The organism is Ruegeria sp. AE3, assembly GCF_056542225.1.
Genome location: NZ_JBQFZL010000009.1, coordinates 89,621 through 107,524 on the forward strand (window position 1 = coordinate 89,621; position 17,904 = coordinate 107,524).

The 17,904-nt window shown below is 56.6% G+C and carries 12 protein-coding genes; 5 read left to right on the forward strand and 7 right to left on the reverse strand.

What is annotated here, in order from left to right; translation table 11 throughout:
• Positions 1-165: 165 nt before the first annotated feature.
• Positions 166-504, forward strand: coding sequence for a P-II family nitrogen regulator (locus ACR0NZ_RS15480; protein ID WP_117871083.1), 339 nt, complete (start codon positions 166-168; stop codon positions 502-504).
• A gap of 33 nt (positions 505-537) precedes the next feature.
• Entirely contained in the window at positions 538-1,863 is a 1,326-nt protein-coding gene (locus ACR0NZ_RS15485; protein ID WP_480474686.1) for an ammonium transporter, read from the forward strand.
• Between the two features lie 72 nt (positions 1,864-1,935).
• Here the strand turns inward: ACR0NZ_RS15485 and ACR0NZ_RS15490 are convergent, their stop codons facing one another.
• The 4 genes from ACR0NZ_RS15490 to ACR0NZ_RS15505 form a co-directional block, all read right to left on the reverse strand.
• Positions 1,936-3,120, reverse strand: a complete 1,185-nt coding sequence (locus tag ACR0NZ_RS15490; RefSeq protein ID WP_480520096.1) for an amino acid aminotransferase — start codon at positions 3,118-3,120, stop codon at positions 1,936-1,938.
• Entirely contained in the window at positions 3,120-3,974 is an 855-nt protein-coding gene (gene sseA, locus ACR0NZ_RS15495; protein ID WP_480520098.1) for a 3-mercaptopyruvate sulfurtransferase, read from the reverse strand. Before sseA ends, ACR0NZ_RS15490 begins: the two co-directional genes overlap by 1 nt.
• A 93-nt stretch (positions 3,975-4,067) precedes the next feature.
• Positions 4,068-4,337, reverse strand: coding sequence for a CBU_0592 family membrane protein (locus tag ACR0NZ_RS15500; RefSeq protein ID WP_480520100.1), 270 nt, complete (start codon positions 4,335-4,337; stop codon positions 4,068-4,070).
• A complete protein-coding gene (locus ACR0NZ_RS15505) occupies positions 4,334-4,897 on the reverse strand; it encodes a helix-turn-helix domain-containing protein (protein WP_480520102.1) in 564 nt (187 codons plus the stop codon). The genes ACR0NZ_RS15500 and ACR0NZ_RS15505 overlap by 4 nt, the downstream gene beginning before the upstream one ends.
• Positions 4,898-5,005: 108 nt before the next feature.
• Between ACR0NZ_RS15505 and ilvD the strand changes: the two genes are divergently transcribed.
• A complete protein-coding gene (ilvD, locus tag ACR0NZ_RS15510; RefSeq protein WP_480520104.1) occupies positions 5,006-6,838 on the forward strand; it encodes a dihydroxy-acid dehydratase in 1,833 nt (610 codons plus the stop codon).
• Between the two features lie 128 nt (positions 6,839-6,966).
• Here ilvD and ACR0NZ_RS15515 read toward each other — a convergent pair whose 3' ends face one another.
• Positions 6,967-7,785, reverse strand: a complete 819-nt coding sequence (locus ACR0NZ_RS15515) for a sulfotransferase family protein (protein WP_209599235.1) — start codon at positions 7,783-7,785, stop codon at positions 6,967-6,969.
• Positions 7,786-7,928: 143 nt separating this feature from the next.
• Between ACR0NZ_RS15515 and ACR0NZ_RS15520 the strand changes: the two genes are divergently transcribed.
• Positions 7,929-9,506, forward strand: a complete 1,578-nt coding sequence (locus ACR0NZ_RS15520; RefSeq protein ID WP_480520106.1) for a DUF5928 domain-containing protein — start codon at positions 7,929-7,931, stop codon at positions 9,504-9,506.
• Positions 9,507-9,824: 318 nt separating this feature from the next.
• Positions 9,825-13,424, forward strand: a complete 3,600-nt coding sequence (locus tag ACR0NZ_RS15525; protein ID WP_480488177.1) for a flavoprotein — start codon at positions 9,825-9,827, stop codon at positions 13,422-13,424.
• Here ACR0NZ_RS15525 and ACR0NZ_RS15530 read toward each other — a convergent pair.
• Both ACR0NZ_RS15530 and ACR0NZ_RS15535 read right to left on the reverse strand, forming a co-directional pair.
• The gene (locus tag ACR0NZ_RS15530) at positions 13,421-14,584 is read right to left on the reverse strand and encodes a hypothetical protein (RefSeq protein WP_480520108.1); all 1,164 of its coding nucleotides are present in this window, start codon (positions 14,582-14,584) and stop codon (positions 13,421-13,423) included. The two genes, ACR0NZ_RS15525 and ACR0NZ_RS15530, sit on opposite strands and share 4 nt — an antisense overlap.
• 20 nt (positions 14,585-14,604) lie before the next feature.
• On the reverse strand, positions 14,605-17,889 hold the full coding sequence (locus ACR0NZ_RS15535; RefSeq protein ID WP_480520110.1) for an ATP-binding protein: 3,285 nt from the start codon (positions 17,887-17,889) through the stop codon (positions 14,605-14,607).
• Between the last annotated feature and the right edge of the window lie 15 nt (positions 17,890-17,904).

Below are 17,904 nucleotides of genomic sequence, written 5' to 3' on the forward strand. Positions count from 1 at the left end.
CGCCCATTTATTGGGCACAATGCCAAAGTTGTGCAAAAAATGTGCAACTTTGCATTACTTCCCGGCAGGTTTTGACCCCGAAAGCGTTTCTTACTGCGTCGCGGCGCGCTTTTTTTCTGCAGGTGCAAACAAGCCGGTCCCACCGGACAACCAGAGGGGAAAGACGTGAAACTGATCATTGCGACAATCAAGCCGTTCAAGCTGGAGGAGGTGCGCGAAGCTCTCACCGAGGCTGGCGTGCGCGGCATGATGGTAACCGAGATCAAGGGCTTCGGCTCGCAGTCCGGTCACACCGAAATCTATCGTGGGGCCGAATATGCGGTGAACTTCGTGCCCAAGATCAAGCTTGAGATCGTGGTGCCTGCGACAATGGCCGACCAGATCGTCGAGACGATCACCAAAACCGCCAAGACCGGCAAGATCGGTGACGGCAAGATTTTTGTCCTCGATGTCGAACAGGCGCTGCGTGTGCGTACCGGGGAAACCAACGAGGACGCGCTGTAAGCGCGCCCACTCACAATCATTCGAGGACTGACAATGAACCTGATGAAATCTCTCATCCCTGCCGCCGCCATTGTTGCGCTGCCGCAGATGGGTCTTGCGCAAGAGGCCGCTGCAACCGGCGAAGCGGCACAGCACACCCAGTACATCTTTACCACGCTGCTGTTTCTGATGGCGGGCTTTCTTGTTTTCTTCATGGCCGCAGGTTTTGCCATGCTGGAAGGCGGTCTGGTACGATCCAAGAACGTTGCCATGCAGATGATCAAGAACGTAGCATTGTTTTCATTTGCCGCAATCATGTACTGGCTGATCGGGTTCAATCTGATGTATCCCGGCGACGGCTGGTCCATCACGGGCTGGCTTGGCCCGTTCTTCTCGACCACAACGCTTGATGCGGTTGGTGTTGCGCCGGCGGATGCGGCACTGGACTATGCTTCGGTCGGTTCGGACTTCTTCTTCCAGCTTGTGTTCGTGGCCGCGACTGCGTCCATCGTGTCGGGCGCCGTGGCGGAACGGATCAAGCTTTGGCCCTTTCTGATCTTCGTCATCGTGCTGACAGGCATCATGTACCCGATTTCCGGTTCGTGGAAATGGGGTGGCGGCTGGTTGGATGCCAAGGGCTTCTCGGACTTTGCCGGTTCGACCATCGTACACTCGGTCGGTGGCTGGGCTGCGCTGGCAGGGGCCCTTATCTTAGGCCCGCGGATCGGCAAGTACAAAGATGGCAAAGTTCACCCAATGCCCGGCTCTAACCTGGCGCTGGCAACACTGGGGACGTTCATCCTGTGGCTGGGCTGGTTCGGGTTCAACGGCGGCTCGCAACTGGCGATGGGAACAGTGGGCGATGTATCGGACGTGTCACGCATCTTCGCCAACACCAACATGGCGGCTGCTTCGGGCTCGGTTGCAGCGCTGGTCCTGACCCAGGTTCTGTACAAGAAGCCCGACCTGACGATGGTGCTGAACGGCGCACTGGCGGGTCTGGTCTCGATCACGGCCGAACCGCTGGCCCCGACCCTGTTCGGTGCCCTGTGGATCGGTGCCGTGGGTGGTATCATCGTGGTCTTCGCGGTCCCGATGCTGGACAAGTTCAAGATCGATGATGTTGTCGGTGCCATCCCGGTTCACCTGTTCTGTGGCATCTGGGGTACCATCGCCGTCGTCTTCTACGGTGACGCGAGTCTGGGCGCGCAGCTACTGGGCATCGCCGCATACGGCGTTTTCACCTTTGTCGGCGCACTGTTCCTGTGGACGATACTGAAATCCACCGTCGGCATCCGTGTCAGCGAAGAGGATGAGATCAACGGCCTCGACATGGCTGAACTGGGAATGGAAGCATATCCCGAATTCTCGAAAGGCTAAGCCTTGCCTTCACCTGACAAAAAAACCCGGGCGTTCGCGCCCGGGTTTTCGTTTCGAATGTCGCGTCGGCATCTAAACCCCGACATCCACAATTGCTTTGGCCAAAATCGGCACAGTCACTGCGTTCAGCCCAGCAATGTTCAGTCGACTGTCACCGACCATGTAGATACCGTGTTCAACGCGCAGTTTCTCGACCAGTTCCGGTGCCGCCCCAAGGCGTGAGAACATGCCGCGGTGCTGGGCGATGAACCCAAACCGGTCGGATCCGGCCAGACGCTGCAACCCGTCAGCCAGTTGCTGGCGCAGGCCCAGCATGGAGAGGCGAACCTCTTCCAGCTCAGTTGCCCAGTCTGCCCGCAACGCCTCATCCATAAGAATGGTCGTCACCACGCGCGCGCCGTGGTCCGGCGGGAAGGAGTAGTTCTGGCGATTCAAAAACGCCAGTGTGGCCTGATTCAATGCGGTTTCAGCCGCGTTGTCACTGACGGCCATCAGCAACCCGGTGCGCTCACGATAGACGCCGAAATTCTTCGAACATGACGCCGCAATCAGGCATTCCTTGACCGATGAGGCCACCAGCCGCACGCCTTGCGCATCCTCTTCCAGACCGTCACCGAAACCCTGATAGGCAATGTCGATCATCGCAACGAGGCCCAGCGCATTGATCAGGTTCACGACCTCCTGCCATTGCACCATGTTCAGATTGGCACCGGTCGGATTATGGCAGCAGCCATGCAGCAAAACCACGTCACCCGCTTTGGCGGTTTTCAGGTCTGCGATCAGCCCGTCGAAATCGACGCCCCGGGTCTCTTCATCGAAGTAACGATACTGAACCGTTTCCATCCCCAGATAATTCAGGATCGACAGGTGGTTGGGCCAGGTCGGGTTCGACACAAACACGCGTGCCGAAGAGTTCGCCATCCGGATCAACTCGAACGCCTGACGGCAGGCACCGGTGCCTCCGGGTGTCGCCACTGCGGCGATGTTGCCGCGTGGCACAGAAGTACCCAAGATCAATCCGATCATCGCATCCGCATAGGCCGGATCACCGGCCAGACCGGTATAGGCCTTGGTTTCCTGCTCTTCCCAGATACGCTGTTCGGCGGCTTTCACCGCGCGCATCACCGGCGTCACGCCTTCGGCATTCTTGTAGACACCAACACCCAGATCGATTTTCTGATCGCGCGGGTCTTCGCGGTACATCTGCATCAGCGCCAGAATCTTGTCGGCAGGCTGCGGTTTCAGGTTCTCGAACATCAGTTCTCTCCGGTTGCGACGGGCAGGGTCGGGAAGGCACCCCATTCAGCCCAGGAGCCGTCATAAAGCGAGTGGTCTTTCTTGCCCATGCGTTCCAACGCAAGGCTGAGAATCGCGGCCGTGACGCCCGAACCGCAAGAGGTGATCGCCGGCTTCGACAGATCGACGCCCGCAGCCTCGAATATGGCGCGGCAGTCCTCGGGCGACTTCATTGTTCCGCTGGCGTTCAACAACTGCCCAAAGGGCACATTGCGCGAGCCCGGAATATGGCCCGAACGCAGCCCTTCGCGCGGCTCGGGTGCGGTTCCGGCAAATCGGTCGGCCGAGCGGGCATCGATGATTTCGTGATCCGCCAGCTTGGCGGCGGCGGAAACTTGCGTGACGTCCCGGACAAGCTGGTTTTGCACGCGAACGGTCATGTGGCGGTCGCGAATGACCGGAGGCAGATCCTCGATCTCGCGCCCCTCGGCCTGCCATTTTGGCAAACCCCCATCCAGAACCGCGATGTTTTCCTGACCCATCAGACGGAACAGCCACCAAACGCGCGCTGCGGACATCAGCCCGGCACCATCATAAACCACAACCTGATGACCATCACCGACACCCATGGCCCGCAGGCGTGACATGAATTTTTCGACCGGTGGCGCCATATGAGGCAAGTCGGAACGGTGATCTGATATCTCATCAATATCAAAGAACCGTGCTCCGGGGATATGCCCGGCATCATATTCGGCCTTGGCATCACGGTTTTGCGCGGGCAAATACCACGACCCGTCCAGAATCCGCAGATCCGGGTCTTTCATATGCGCGGCCAGCCATTCGGTGGATACGAGGGTTTTTGGATCGTCCTGCATCAAAGCCTCCCCTAAGCGAGCTTGGGGTTTCCCTATACCCCGTGGCATGGGCGTTCAAGGCTGGATAGCGCTAGCGCTTGTTAACCGCTGGATTTATCGCGCCTTGCGCAGGCGGAAATGCTGGATGATGCCGATGACACTGATCACAATCCAGAACCCTTCGATCAGCATCGAGGCCAGATTGAAATTCTCAAGCAGCGAAAAGACGATCAAGACAGACCCCAGCAGGTTGAACATCGGAAAGGCCAGATCATCGGAATTCATCATCCGCATCTGCGTCGCGAAATACGCGGCCACCACGATCAGCGCCCCGAATGAGCCGATGGCATCCACGATGGTAAGCGTGTCAAAAATAGCCGTCATGTCTGGGCCGTGCCGTTTTCAGGAGATTCAGTGTGTTGCGCATAGTGATGCATATTCAGAAACGCGGCCCCCTGCGAACCGGCGCGATACCCGTGCGGCAGGTCCGCAGCAAAGCGCAACCCCTGCCCGGCCTGCAAGGGCGCCCAATCCTCGCCACGCAGAATTTCCAAAGTGCCGCTGAGGACAAATACTTCCTCGGTCACCCCGGCGGCATGAGCCGGGGACTCGTGGCTTTGGTTCGCGGCAAGGTTCACATGAAAGGTCTCGGCACCCAGCGCGGGATCGAAGGGAAAGACAATCTTGACCTCGATACTGCCGGGAAAGGTTACAGTCTGAAAGACCGATGGATCGCCCAGAGTCGTGTCGATCAACCCGCTGAGCGGTATCTGAAAGCCCTTGGCGATTTTCCAAAGCGTGGCGATCGTTGGGCTTGATTCGCCGCGTTCAATCTGGCCCAGCATGGCTTTGCTGACACCGGTCATTTCGGCGACTCTGGACAGGCTCAACCCCGAGGCTGCCCGCACATCCCGTAATTTCAGCGTAATGTCGTCCATAGCCATACCCGCGCTCTGCGATTTACCTTGTACGTTATAACGCACATGTGCTACGTGCGCTATAACGTACGAACCCCGAATTATGCAACCCGAGGCAACAGGGAAAACAGCATCATGCCATTGTACCGATCCAGAACCTCTACCCATGGCCGCAATATGGCTGGCGCACGCGGCCTTTGGCGGGCCACAGGTATGGGTGATGACGATTTCGGCAAACCTATCATCGCCATCGTCAACTCATTCACCCAGTTTGTGCCGGGTCACGTTCATCTGAAGGACCTGGGCCAGATGGTCGCGCGCGAGGTCGAAGCCGCAGGTGGTGTGGCGAAAGAGTTCAACACGATCGCCGTGGATGACGGTATCGCCATGGGCCATGACGGAATGCTGTATTCGCTGCCCTCACGCGAAGTGATCGCAGATTCGGTCGAATATATGGTCAACGCCCATTGTGCGGACGCTATGGTCTGCATTTCGAACTGCGACAAGATTACCCCGGGTATGCTGATGGCCGCCATGCGTCTGAACATCCCGGCCATTTTCGTTTCGGGCGGTCCGATGGAAGCGGGCAAGATCGACATCGCCGATCTGGAAGCCAAGAAGATTGACCTTGTGGACGCTATGGTCGCCGCCGCAGATGACAAGTTCACTGACGAACAGGTTCAGCACATCGAAGAAAACGCCTGCCCCACGTGTGGCTCATGCTCGGGCATGTTCACCGCGAACTCGATGAATTGTCTGGCCGAAGCGCTGGGCCTAGCCCTGCCGGGCAATGGGTCGACTCTGGCGACACACGCAGACCGCAAAGAGCTGTTCCTTGAGGCTGGCCGCCGCATCGTCGAGATCACCAAGCGCCATTACGATCTGGACGAAAAAGGCTTTCTGCCCCGTGAGATTGCCACCTTTGAAGCGTTCGAAAACGCCATGAGCCTTGATATCGCCATGGGTGGATCGACCAACACGGTGCTGCACCTGCTGGCCATCGCGCATGAGGGTGAAGTTGACTTCACCATGGCCGATATGGACCGCCTCAGCCGTCGTGTTCCCTGCCTCTGCAAAGTCGCTCCCAATACCGAGAACGTGCATATGGAAGACGTCCACCGTGCCGGTGGTATCTTCTCGATCCTGGGTGAGCTCAGCCGCGCGGGCCTGCTGCACAACGAATGCAGTACAGTGCATTCGGCCACGATGGGCGAGGCGATTGCCAACTGGGACATCACCATCGCCAACAATCCCAAAGCACAGGAGCTGTTCAAGGCCGCCCCCGGCGGAGTTCGCACCACACAGGCGTTCAGCCAGTCGAACCGGTTCAAGGAACTAGACACCGATCGCCAAGGCGGCGTGATCCGGTCCAAGGAACACGCATTCAGTCAGGATGGCGGTCTGGCGGTTCTGTTCGGCAACATTGCCCGCGACGGCTGTATCGTGAAAACCGCTGGTGTGGATGCCAATATCCTGCAATTCACCGGCTCGGCCTATGTATGCGAAAGCCAGGATCAGGCTGTTAGCGACATTCTCACCGGCAAGGTGAAAGAGGGCGATGTTGTGGTGATCCGCTATGAAGGCCCGCGTGGCGGTCCGGGGATGCAGGAAATGCTGTACCCAACGTCTTACCTGAAGTCGAAGGGTCTTGGCAAAGCCTGCGCCCTGCTGACCGACGGGCGGTTTTCGGGCGGCACTTCCGGTCTGTCGATCGGCCATGTCTCGCCCGAGGCGGCCGAAGGCGGAGAGATTGGTCTGGTACAGAATGGCGACACGATTGAAATCGACATCCCCAACCGCTCGATCCATCTGGCCGTCTCAGATGAAGAGCTTGCGGCCCGGCGCGAAGCACAGGACGCAAAGGGCTGGGTGCCTGCTGCGCCGCGCAAACGCAAGGTGTCTACTGCGCTGAAGGCCTATGCGAAACTGACCACCAGCGCGGCGAAAGGAGCCGTGCGTCAGGTCTAAACTGATAGATTACCGGTCTGCTGACGCGGCAGACCGGTAAGTCGATCATGCACAGGCGCACCCGGGCGCAACCAGATTAAATGTTTCGCAAGAAACGTTGACGATGGACGGGTCATCCTGCCTAAGGATCAATCGCCCAGTTTGGCGTGAATTTCATCCAGATCGATTTCGCCAATCGGCATCTTGTTGGCCGGGTTTTCGAAATCGTATTTGAACAGCTCAAAATCCTGCTTGTAGATCTCATAGACCAGATGCATCGACAGGTCGTCGAAATAGTCTTCAACCGGATGCGCGCGCTTGGGTCCGTGGCCTTCGGATTCGTTGAACCGGGGTATTTCGGACAGCGAAACAGAATGCTTCAGCTTTGTATTGTCCAAGACACCCTGCATCCCGTCGTTGAACGCTTCGGTCCAGAAGATCCGATCATAACGACCACCGTTCACGATGAAGGTCGACACGTGACCAGACATGGCTGACCAGTGAATGTCCGGGTCCATCGGACGCCGCCAGCGGATGGTATCACGCGCAAACAGCAGGAACCGGCGAAAGCTGGCGATTTGGTCAAACTCTCCCTTGCCATCGTCACCGCCCACCTCGATCCCGTAATTGTAGATCAGCGTCGGCACCAGATTGCCACGATACCGTTTGCCGTTGCGCTGGATCCCGCAGATCTTGTCGAAAAACGAGCTCAGAATACGCGTGTACGGGTTGCGCACACAGGTAAAGGAATACGAGGCGTGATCGCGCACATTTTTGGAAATCAGGTCCTGGCTCTGATCAAAGGCCCATTTGTGCATGCCATCCTTGGCGTCATGGATGTCACCGTCAAAGAACTGACCGTGATCCGAATAATACATGATCTGCCCAATGGTCGAGCAGGCGCATTTTGGCACAACGCGGTACACCATGCTTTCGCTCTCGGTCATCCAGGTACCGGGAAAACCCATCTGCTGTGCCTCCTACGCTGGTCTGGTCTCAAACCGATATGCCAGCTTTTGATAACAAGGAACCAAAATTATTCTGTTTATTCAATCGCTCATCCTCAGTATCACGGTTGAAACCGGGCAGAAACGGAAATTACCTAACCTCGATGGCGAAGATTGCCTATATATTGCTATGCCATAAAGACCCTGATGCAATCATTGCACAGGCCGAACAGCTGACCGCTGCGGGCGATTGCATGGCCATCCACTTTGACGCCCGTGCCAGCGCCGAAGGCTACGGGCGCATTCGTTCCGCGCTGGATCAAAATCCGAACGTGACCTTTGCTAAAAGGCGCATCAAATGCGGCTGGGGAGAATGGTCGCTGGTGCAGGCCACGCTGAACGCCTTGCAGGCCGCCGTCGAAACCTTCCCCCGCGCCACGCATTTTTACATGCTGTCCGGTGATTGCATGGCGATCAAAACCGCAGAATACACCCACCGGTTTCTGGATGATCACGACAAGGATTTCATTGAAAGCCACGACTTTTTCGAAAGCGACTGGATCAAGACCGGCATGAAAGAAGACCGGTTGATCTATCGCCATTATTTCAATGAACGCACCCAGCCGAAACTGTTCTACGCCGCCTATGAAACACAGAGGCGTTTTGGGCTGATGCGGCAAATTCCCGAAGACCTTCAGGTTATGATCGGCAGCCAATGGTGGTGTCTTCGCCGCCGAACGATTGAGATGATCCTGGATTTCCTAAGGCAGCGCAGGGACGTGATCCGGTTTTTTGCAACCACCTGGATACCCGATGAAACCTTCTTTCAAACGCTGGTACGCCACCTGATCCCGAAAGGTGAAATCGAAAACCGTACACCGACATTTCTGATGTTTTCGGATTATGGAATGCCCGTCACGTTCTACAACGATCACTATGACATGCTTCTGGGTCAGGACTATTTGTTTGCCCGCAAGATCAGCCCAGAGGCGCATGAGCTGAAAGAGCGTCTCGGCTCACTTTATGCGAGTGAGGGCATCGACTTTCCCATCTCGAACGAGGGGCGTGGCCTTTATGCGTTTCTGGCTGGCCGGGGGCGCATCGGGCGCCGGTTCGGGCAACGCTTCTGGGAGGCTGGAAGTGTTCTGGGCCCCGACCGAGAGCTGTTTGTGATTGTGTGCAAAAAGTGGCATGTCGCCAAAAGGCTGGTCGATCAAATCGCGTCTGAAACAGATATCCCCTGCGTCGAATACCTGTTTAACGAAGAGGATACCCAACTGCCTGATCTGGGCGGTATTGAAACGACGCTGACCAAGCGCTCGCGCCATCGGCGGGCCGTTGTACGAATGCTTTTCGAAAGTTTCGGATCAGACCAGTTGGTTCTGTGCCTCGACCCGGCCAATCTGGACGTTGTTCAGGATTTCAGCGGTGATCAGGCCAAAACCCATGTGCTTGAGATCGAATGCGAATACTCGGACGAATACCTGATTGGCCACGCGCGGCGCGTCGGATTGGCGGGTGACAACAGCCCGGTTGAGACTGTTTCCCATCTGCTGCCGACACTTCGCAACGACCTGAGTTACGAGTCCCAACAAATCCGCGCCGCCGGTTTGGACAATTACCTGCGACTGCGGGAAACCGCCCAGCGCGCCGAAAACATAGCTGTCATATCCGAATTTCTTGGGGTGGACAAAGAAAAGGCCGACGCGGTGATGCGGCTGGACTACCTGTTCGCCGACTAAACGGAAAGTCAGCCTGACATCCGACAGCTTTTCGGCCCCCTTTGCTGCATTGGGTGCACCGCATATTTGCCTGTCGGAAAGGACAGCCTAAAACCCAACATCACTGCCATCGTGATTTTTATTCAAAAATCGGATACTGTGCAGCCAATTGGGCCAATTTGCTTATACTTTTTCTCTTTGGCAGGCCGGCCCTGGCCAGTGAAAGGCAAAAACAGACGCGTCCTTAATTCTGAATGACGGGTATCTGCGCATCGAAAACCCGAAAGCCCCTGCTGGCCGCAATTAGACATTTGAAACGCAACTCCGGGGGGAACAGTTGTGCTTATAGATCAAATTGAAACATCCAGATCATATATCCCAAATGACGCAGACTGGAACCTGATATACAAGGTTCTGCCGGGCGAGGCCAAGATTGCCGACCCGTCAGTCATCAACCGTCATTTCGAATGTATCGAGGTGACCGACAACACGGTTCTGCCAGCAAGCGGCATGTATGTTGTTCTGCGCGGTGTGGTTCAGCTGCGGCAGAATGGTAATCCTTTGGCCAGCGCGGATGTCGGTGACTATTTCTATGAAGAGCACCTTCAGATATCAGACATTCCCGTCAGCCTCGAAGCGCTCGCGCTGGACGGATCGCGGGTGGCTTTTCTGTCCAGCGAGAACTGGCGTCAGATACCAGAGGAAATCCGGCAACCCTGCTTCGCCACGATGTTCGGCGATCTGGTCAGTGTTCAATTGCAGAACTTCCAGCAGCCGATCAATTGTTGCAGCGTGACGGCTGCCGCCCTCAGCATGTCCGCGTTGGGCTTCAGTTGCGAAGTGAACGACATTTTCCGTGAATGCGCGCTGCCTTCGTCTTTCGTCGTCAATGACGGTATCTCACTGGGTGAGCTGTTTGACGTCGCCTGTACCTACATTCATTCGCAGGGCTTGCGGGACAGTGTTCAGGTTCAGGCCTATTTCATGGACGAGGACACGACAAACGTGCAGCTGTTGCTGGATGCGATTGACGAATCCAACCGGCTGGGTGGTGACAATGATATTCTGGTGGCGAATTTTCAGGTCGGCGTCGCCCATGGCAAAGCGAATATGCCGGGCGGGCATTTTGCCGTAATCGCCAAGTGCAACCCAAGCACTGGGCTGGTGCACATGATGGACGTACATCCTGAGAAATACGGCAAGCTTTGGGTTACAACCGCAGACCGGCTTTGGAAGGCGATGTCGGACCGTGACGGAACCTCGATGCGGTCGCGTGGCATTTTGCGCTTCTCGGCGCGTGCCGCGGTCAAGACGCATCTGAAGACATTCAAGCAACGATGCAACTATGTCGACAGCACGCTCTATCTGGCAAAAGACCCCAAGAAACGGCGCAACCTGTTCCGCCGCGCCACTCCGAACATGAACTCCTTAGGTGTGTTGGTGGAAAGCCTGGCCATTCACGGCGATGACAAGGTGGACGAAGACGAGCTGCTGCGGGCCACCGAAGCCTCTTTCACGGATGTTGTCTCACGGGTGGCCACGGCCGCGGACATGCACAACATGGCCCAGAAATATCTGAACGCGGCTGAAAACATACACCTGAGCAGTTCACTTCGCAGTTTCGGAACGCGCGAGGACACATCGATCCTTACCCCCGAAGACTGGTTCAAGATGCAACTACAGGGCCTGGACGCCAACACGGACCGTCACCTGATGATCAATATCGACTTTAATCGGGTAACCGGGATCGAAGCCATCCGCCCGCCGGTAAACGTTTACCGGGAAACCGCGTTGCTCGAAGAATTCTGGTGCCTGTGTATCGCATATGATGAAGCAACCGACCTTGTGACGATCGTCGACATGAGCCCCGCAACGTCACAGGTCTGGCAAGCCCCTCGTGGCAACATCTTCCGCGGCCTGCGCGATCTGGAGGACCCGGCTTTGCTGGTGATCGAAACAGTTGAGCCGCCCGAAGATCCCGGGGATGTCGCCAGCATTATCCGGAACAACCCCATGGTTCTGTTTTATGAAGATGAAGACCCGTGGTCCTACATGCTCAGAAGTGTTCTTTCGAACATCGGTGCGACCAGCGTAAAGCAGGTGGATGTGGGCGGTCGCGACCCCAACGCGATAAAGATGCGACGTCAGCTGATATCTTTAGGTGAAAAACCCAAAGTTCCCTACCTGTTTTTCCAAGGCCAGTGCATCAGCAAAGGCGAAAAGCTGGAAGACATTGTGGACATGATCAAGGCAGGTCACCTTCAGGACCGCATGATCGAAGCAGGTCTTCCCGTTTCCAAGCTTGAAGAGACACCCAGCCTGAATAAGAACATGTTCGGCTATCCCAAAGGTGTGATGAACGAGGTAAGCAGCGGCAAACGCAACGTGCTGCTTTGTGCCTGCGGGTCATCGGCGGCAGACAAGATACCAGAACTTGTTGAGCGCATCGTCGACGCCGGACACAATGTCAAACTGATCCCTTCCACTTCGGCTGAAAAGTTCTTTCGGGACTTCGGCGCTGAACGGATCGACGCCAAGATCACCCATAACGACTATTACCGCGACGATGATGAATGGAATTTCCGTTACATGGAATTCGACATGCCAGTGCGTGCGTCGCATCTGGCGCTTTGTGACTGGGCCGATTGCGTGATCGTCGCTCCCATCACCTGCAACACCATGGGAAAGGTGGCAAACGGGATCGCCGATAACCTTCTGACCTCTGTCTTTGTGGCGTGGCAGTACCAGAAGAAGCCCGTGATCCTGTGCCCGGCCTGCAACACGAATATGTGGAACAACATCACCACCCAGAACAATGTCGCAAGGCTGAAGACGCTGGGCATCGATTTCATAGGCCCTCGGGAGGGCCGCCTGTCCAACGGCCGGATGGGGATTGGTATGATGGCCACGCCTGACCAGATCATGGAAGCACTGGGCGACGCATTCGAAGAACTGGACGACCAGAAATACCGCGTGTGCAAATGGGCCCGAGAGGCTGCCGCCGCCGATGATATCAATGAATGGAAACGTGTGTTCCGCGCCATCGATGAAGGTGTCGTGGGAGTCAATATCGTGGACGAAGCCCACGGCGATTCATTGCTGCATTATGCGGCTGGCGGCGAAGGCGAATTGAACGAAGGCGGTCACGATCTGGGCAAGCCAGATTATGAAGCGGCACAGGATTTGATCGACCGCGATATCGACGTCAATATCGTCAACGATCACGGTTTCACGGCATTGCATGTGGCTGTGATGAACAAAGCCCCAAGGATGGTCGACATCCTGTTGCGCGCCAAAGGCATGGATGCAACCTCGTGCATTAAATTTGTTCAGGGCATGGATATCGCCCCCGAGATACGGACCATGCTGGATGCTTGGGCGCGAGACCACAACCTTAAGATAAAAAACGCGGAACAGGGCCGTGACGAAACCTTTATTGCCGTTCAGGAACCCACCTATCTGTATTTCACATACGGCTCCCTGAAACAGGGGTTCCCGAACCATGAGGCACACAGCCGGGTCTTGAATGACTTCGTCGGGCCTGCCCGCACGCGGCAACCAATGCCCCTGATCGTTCCAAATGAACCGTACTGCGACAATCCGAACTGTGGCTTCCTGCACCGAATGGCGACCCTTGTCGATCAGCAGGGCATGGGCAAACAAGTAAGCGGAGAGGTTTACCGGGTGACGGAATCGGGCCTGCACGAGCTGGACAAGCTGGAAGGTTATCATGGTCCGGGCTCGTCCAAGAACGTCTATATCCGCAAAAAGATCAACGTGATCTTGGATGGCGTGATGAAACCCGCCTACGCCTATGTGATCGCCGATCCTGAAAAGTACATGCAAAACTGGCGTGACGGCAAATCAGATGTCATCAGCGACTACACGCTGGATATGGCGCAGGGTGAACCCAAGCCCGGATTCGAGCCGGCTATCTAGTTTTCCACTGTGCTGACTGGTGGCGGTTTCGGGCTTTCCTTGGAACTGAGATTATAGGCCGTGATCACCACCATACAAAGCAGGACGAACGGCCAGAACCCGGCCTTGGGAATAAGGTTGTCCCGATAGTGGATGATCCGCAACGACGTCTCAACGTCGGACGCAAACAGGTATGTATTGACCGAAACTGCCAGCAGCATGAAGTACATCAGGAAAAAGAACGACTCCATATAGATCACAGGAGAACCTGCGAACCCTTCACGCAGCTGCACATGGGCCAACAGGATCACGAAAAACAGAACCGAGCAGGTTCCGATTACACTGGACGTGCTGAAGTCATGCCGATCGGCCAGCCCCTCGCGGCGCGTGACGGTCATCAGCGCCCCAAACAGCAGCATTGTCACGACAAGCAGCGGGACCATGTGCACGATGAACGCGTTTGCGAAATTGCGTTTGATGACAAAGTTATAATGCAGCTCGGGCATGTTGGTTTGATAGGCGTTCTGAGCGATGCCCAACGTCGTATCCAGGCTTGACAACTTATAGTCGAAATAGGTGTTCTCACGTTCCCACGTACCCATCACGATCTGACTGTCAATGCCGAAAATATCATCCGGACCGGTCGCGGAATAAGCCTCAAAGTCAGGAACCAGCGCAACATTGATGTCAAAAGATGCGGGCCAGAAGCGCACCCAGACCGTTTTGTGATCAAAGGGGTAGCGGGTGTAGTCAAAACTCTGCCGAAGGGTTTGTTCAAAATACCACCCGATCAGCAACCCATCTTGTTGCGGCAGCCGATAGGCCTCTTCGATCAGGCCGTTTGCTGTATCGACCGCTTCCGGCAGAAGAAAACCGATCTCACCCTCGGCCGGACGGATCTCATCATGAACACCTGTGATGTAGCGCTGCCAGACGTAACCGGTGACCTGCACGTCGCTGGCACCAAGAAAGCTGAATGATTTTAAGAAGATCCCCGTTTTAACGCGGTAATCCGGCACGGCATCCAGTTTTTCCAGATATGCGTCCACTGATGCCTGATCCGGAAGTTGAGTGGGATCACCCTCAAAATGATTCAGTTCGATCCAAAGTTTGAGCAAGAGACCCCCAAGCCCAAGGGTCAACAAGCCAGAAATCAGCCACACCTTTCTTTCAACGCTCATTCAGCCTCCTGCCGTGTCACCTAATCAGCCAGAAACCCCACTGAACCCAGAAGGGATTGCGTGATACCCATAGCGGCAAACTGCGTTGTCAGATCGGCATACCCCCCGTGTTGTATTGGCGGAGTGTTCTGCTGTCCGCTTTCAGCCAAAAGTCGTGTTTGACAAATGGATAAATCGACCATTGGCAAAGGCTCGGTAGTCGTGAAGGCTGCAAGCCCATCCGCATATTCAATTGCTGCGTCCCAATCGCCGCGCGCCAGCATGACGGCGCAGGCGTCCGAGTAAAAGTGAAGGTGACTGTGACCCACACATCCCTCGGAAATGATCTCAGACCCCAGGTTCAACAAGCGCGTTTGCTCATCAGGGTTGGCCTCGGCCATTGCCAGGGCCGACAAGGCCTTGGGCCCTACAAAGTTCCGCCCATGTTCAAGCGCGATTTCAACCGCGCGACGACCTGTTTCCCGACCGTGGTCCAACTTTCCGGCATAAACCTGCGTTCGCGCCAGATGTTCAAGGGCCTGCGCCTCTAGGCGTTTTGCACCGACGCGTTCCGCAATTTCAGCTGAAACACTGAACGCTTCCAGTGCCTGATCAAGGTTGCCCAAAAAGGTCTCGGCCACGCCAAGGCAGGTCTGTGCAACGCATTCCGGAACAAAGGCAAAATACGTTTGCGAGACTTCGATGGCCTCAATGGCGTCCGCCTTGCCCTGTGCTACGTCCCCGGTGTAACTGCGCGCGACGCTGAGATTGTGCAGATTGGCGGCCAGATCGCGGACCAGCCCTTTTTCGCGCGCTCGTTCAACAGCTTGCGTATAAAAGCCTGTCGCTGTCTTCATGGTGGCTTTCATGAAGTTTGCATCACCAAATCCGCTTAGCGCCCCAACCTCGAGGCGGGCAGATCCAAGTTTGCGGGCAAGCGTCAGGGCGCGTTCATTGGCGCTTAGCGCTTCCTTGTCCCGACCCAGAGGGAAAAAGACATTACCGCGCACATAATTGATCTGCGCCACATCCCGCTCTGACCCGCAACGCTCGGCGGCGGTTTCAGCCATATCGAGTGCCTCCAGCGCGTCCTGATACAGGCTGGATTGCCGCGCAGCCTGCGCGAGCCCGATATACGCGCGGCTTATTTGCTCATCGGTTTCGGCAACGCGTGCAGCTTCCCGAAACTCACGCAGTGCGTCGCCGGACAGACCCTGAAGCCTGTGCGTCTCAGCCCGAGCGCAAAGCAGATCGAACCGGACACCTGCGGGGGACGGCAGTTCCAGGGCGCGTTCGATCAATGGGCTGGCATCGTCAAATCTGAAGGCCTGGATCAGTTTCTCCGCCGCGTCCAGATACGCCTGTGCGGCGTTATTCGCCCCAGCCCGGTCCAGATGCTGTGCGCATAGGGTCGCATCGCGATCCTCGAACCACTTGGCGGCCTGTCTGTGCAGGCGCGCACGCTCGGATTTGACCAACGTTGCATAGGATCCATCCCGGATCAGCGCATGGGCAAACATGAGGTCAGGCCCTGCCTCTCGGACCAGCGCGGATCGGATCAGGCTGGTCGTATCCAGATGCCCTTCACCCAGAATGAAGTTCAGCACTTCTGCCGAGAACCGTTGCCCCAGTACCGATGCTGCCTGAATGGCGGCGCGGCTGGTTCGATCCAGTGCATCCAGTCGGGACTGAACGATCCCCTGAATACTGCCGGGCACGCTTTGTTGGGTAAGTACATCTGTATTGCGCAACAACTGTTCAAGAAACAGCGGATTGCCCCCGGCGCGTTTGACACAGGTTTCCAGCAACTCGGGGTCGATGGCCGTGAATTCTTCGACCAACAGTCTGGCCTGTTCCTCGCCCATCGGCGCCAGTTCCATCTTGGACACCGGCGCGCCATCGGTTGCCATTTGCCAGTCCCGGTCAATCGGGTCGCCTTCAACCCGGCTGGTCATCATCAACACGCAAGGGATATTCCGCGTCGCCGCCGCAATATGAGAGCAGGTCACCAGGATCTCGGGCGAGGCCCAGTGGATGTCCTCGATCTGGATCAGCAGGGGGGCTTCCCGGCTGCTGGCCGACAGCAACTCTTCAATGACCTGCCGCCTTCCGCGCAAGCGGGTCTTGTTGTCCATCACCGCAAACACCTCGGCCAGACCGGCGTCCTGCTCCAGCTCAAGCAGCGCGTTGAGGTGCGCGGCGTTCGCGGGGCTGACCCAGCCCCTGGCGATTGCGTCCCTGGCCGCTGCGGCACCCGTTTTCGCGCCATCCGACGGGTCAAGACCCAGAATGCTGCGGGCGACCATCTGAATGGCCGAATGCCCTTCGCGCGCGCCGAAATCCATCACGACACCGTTGTGGATCGTGTAGGACTGGCCGGATGCCAGTTCAGCGACTTGCTCGGACAAATGGGTTTTTCCGATCCCGGGCTCACCCAGAATCACATGGACTTCGCCCTTGCCGTGGCGTTTGCATCGGTCAAATGTGGCCGAGAACACCGACAACTCCCGCTCGCGCCCGATGAACTTATGACGCCGTGTGCGAATGTTCCGGGCCAATCGATCCAGACGCCAAATTTCAACGGGATCATTCAGCCCTTTGATGGCCTTCACACCAAGGGATTCGCCCACGAATAGCGGTCCCAACGCGCGCTGAATGTCATGTGAAACCAGAGTCTCGCCGCCTGCGGAAATATCCGTCAGACGGGACGCCAGATTTACCCCATCCCCTGTGACAGTGTATTCTGTATGCGACTGACTTCCGGTCGTACTGGCAATGACCTGACCTGACGCAATACCGATGTGGCAGGAAAGCGGTGGTGACAAAGTCGGTAGAACTGCATGTATCTCGGCAGCAGCACGCGCCGCCCTTTCGGTGTCATTGGTATGTGAAATCGGCGCTCCGAAAACGGCCATGACCGCATCGCCGATATGCTTGTCTATACGACCACCATACTTTTCGACGACATTGTCCACTTTGCTGAAGAATTGATTCAGCAGCGCATGCAGATCTTCTGCATCCAGCTCACTGGATAGTTTCGTGAATGCGGTAAGATCGGCAAACATCACTGTAACCTGTCGGCGCGCGGGCTCGAGCTGTGCAGCAGGTTCAGGCTCTGCTGATGTTTGGCTGGTATCAATCTGTTCGATGGCGCGCAGCAGCCGCCGCCGATCACCGACGGCCGTCACCCCAATTTCGATCAAATCCTCGGCCGTCAAATCAGGCAGGATGGAGAAATCGATTTTGTTGTCTGCGAAGGCCTGCGCGTACTCGTTTAATCCAATTGCGCTCAGCCAGCCCCTAAGGTCCTGAGACATGTTTCCCATCTGAAGTCCCCCGCT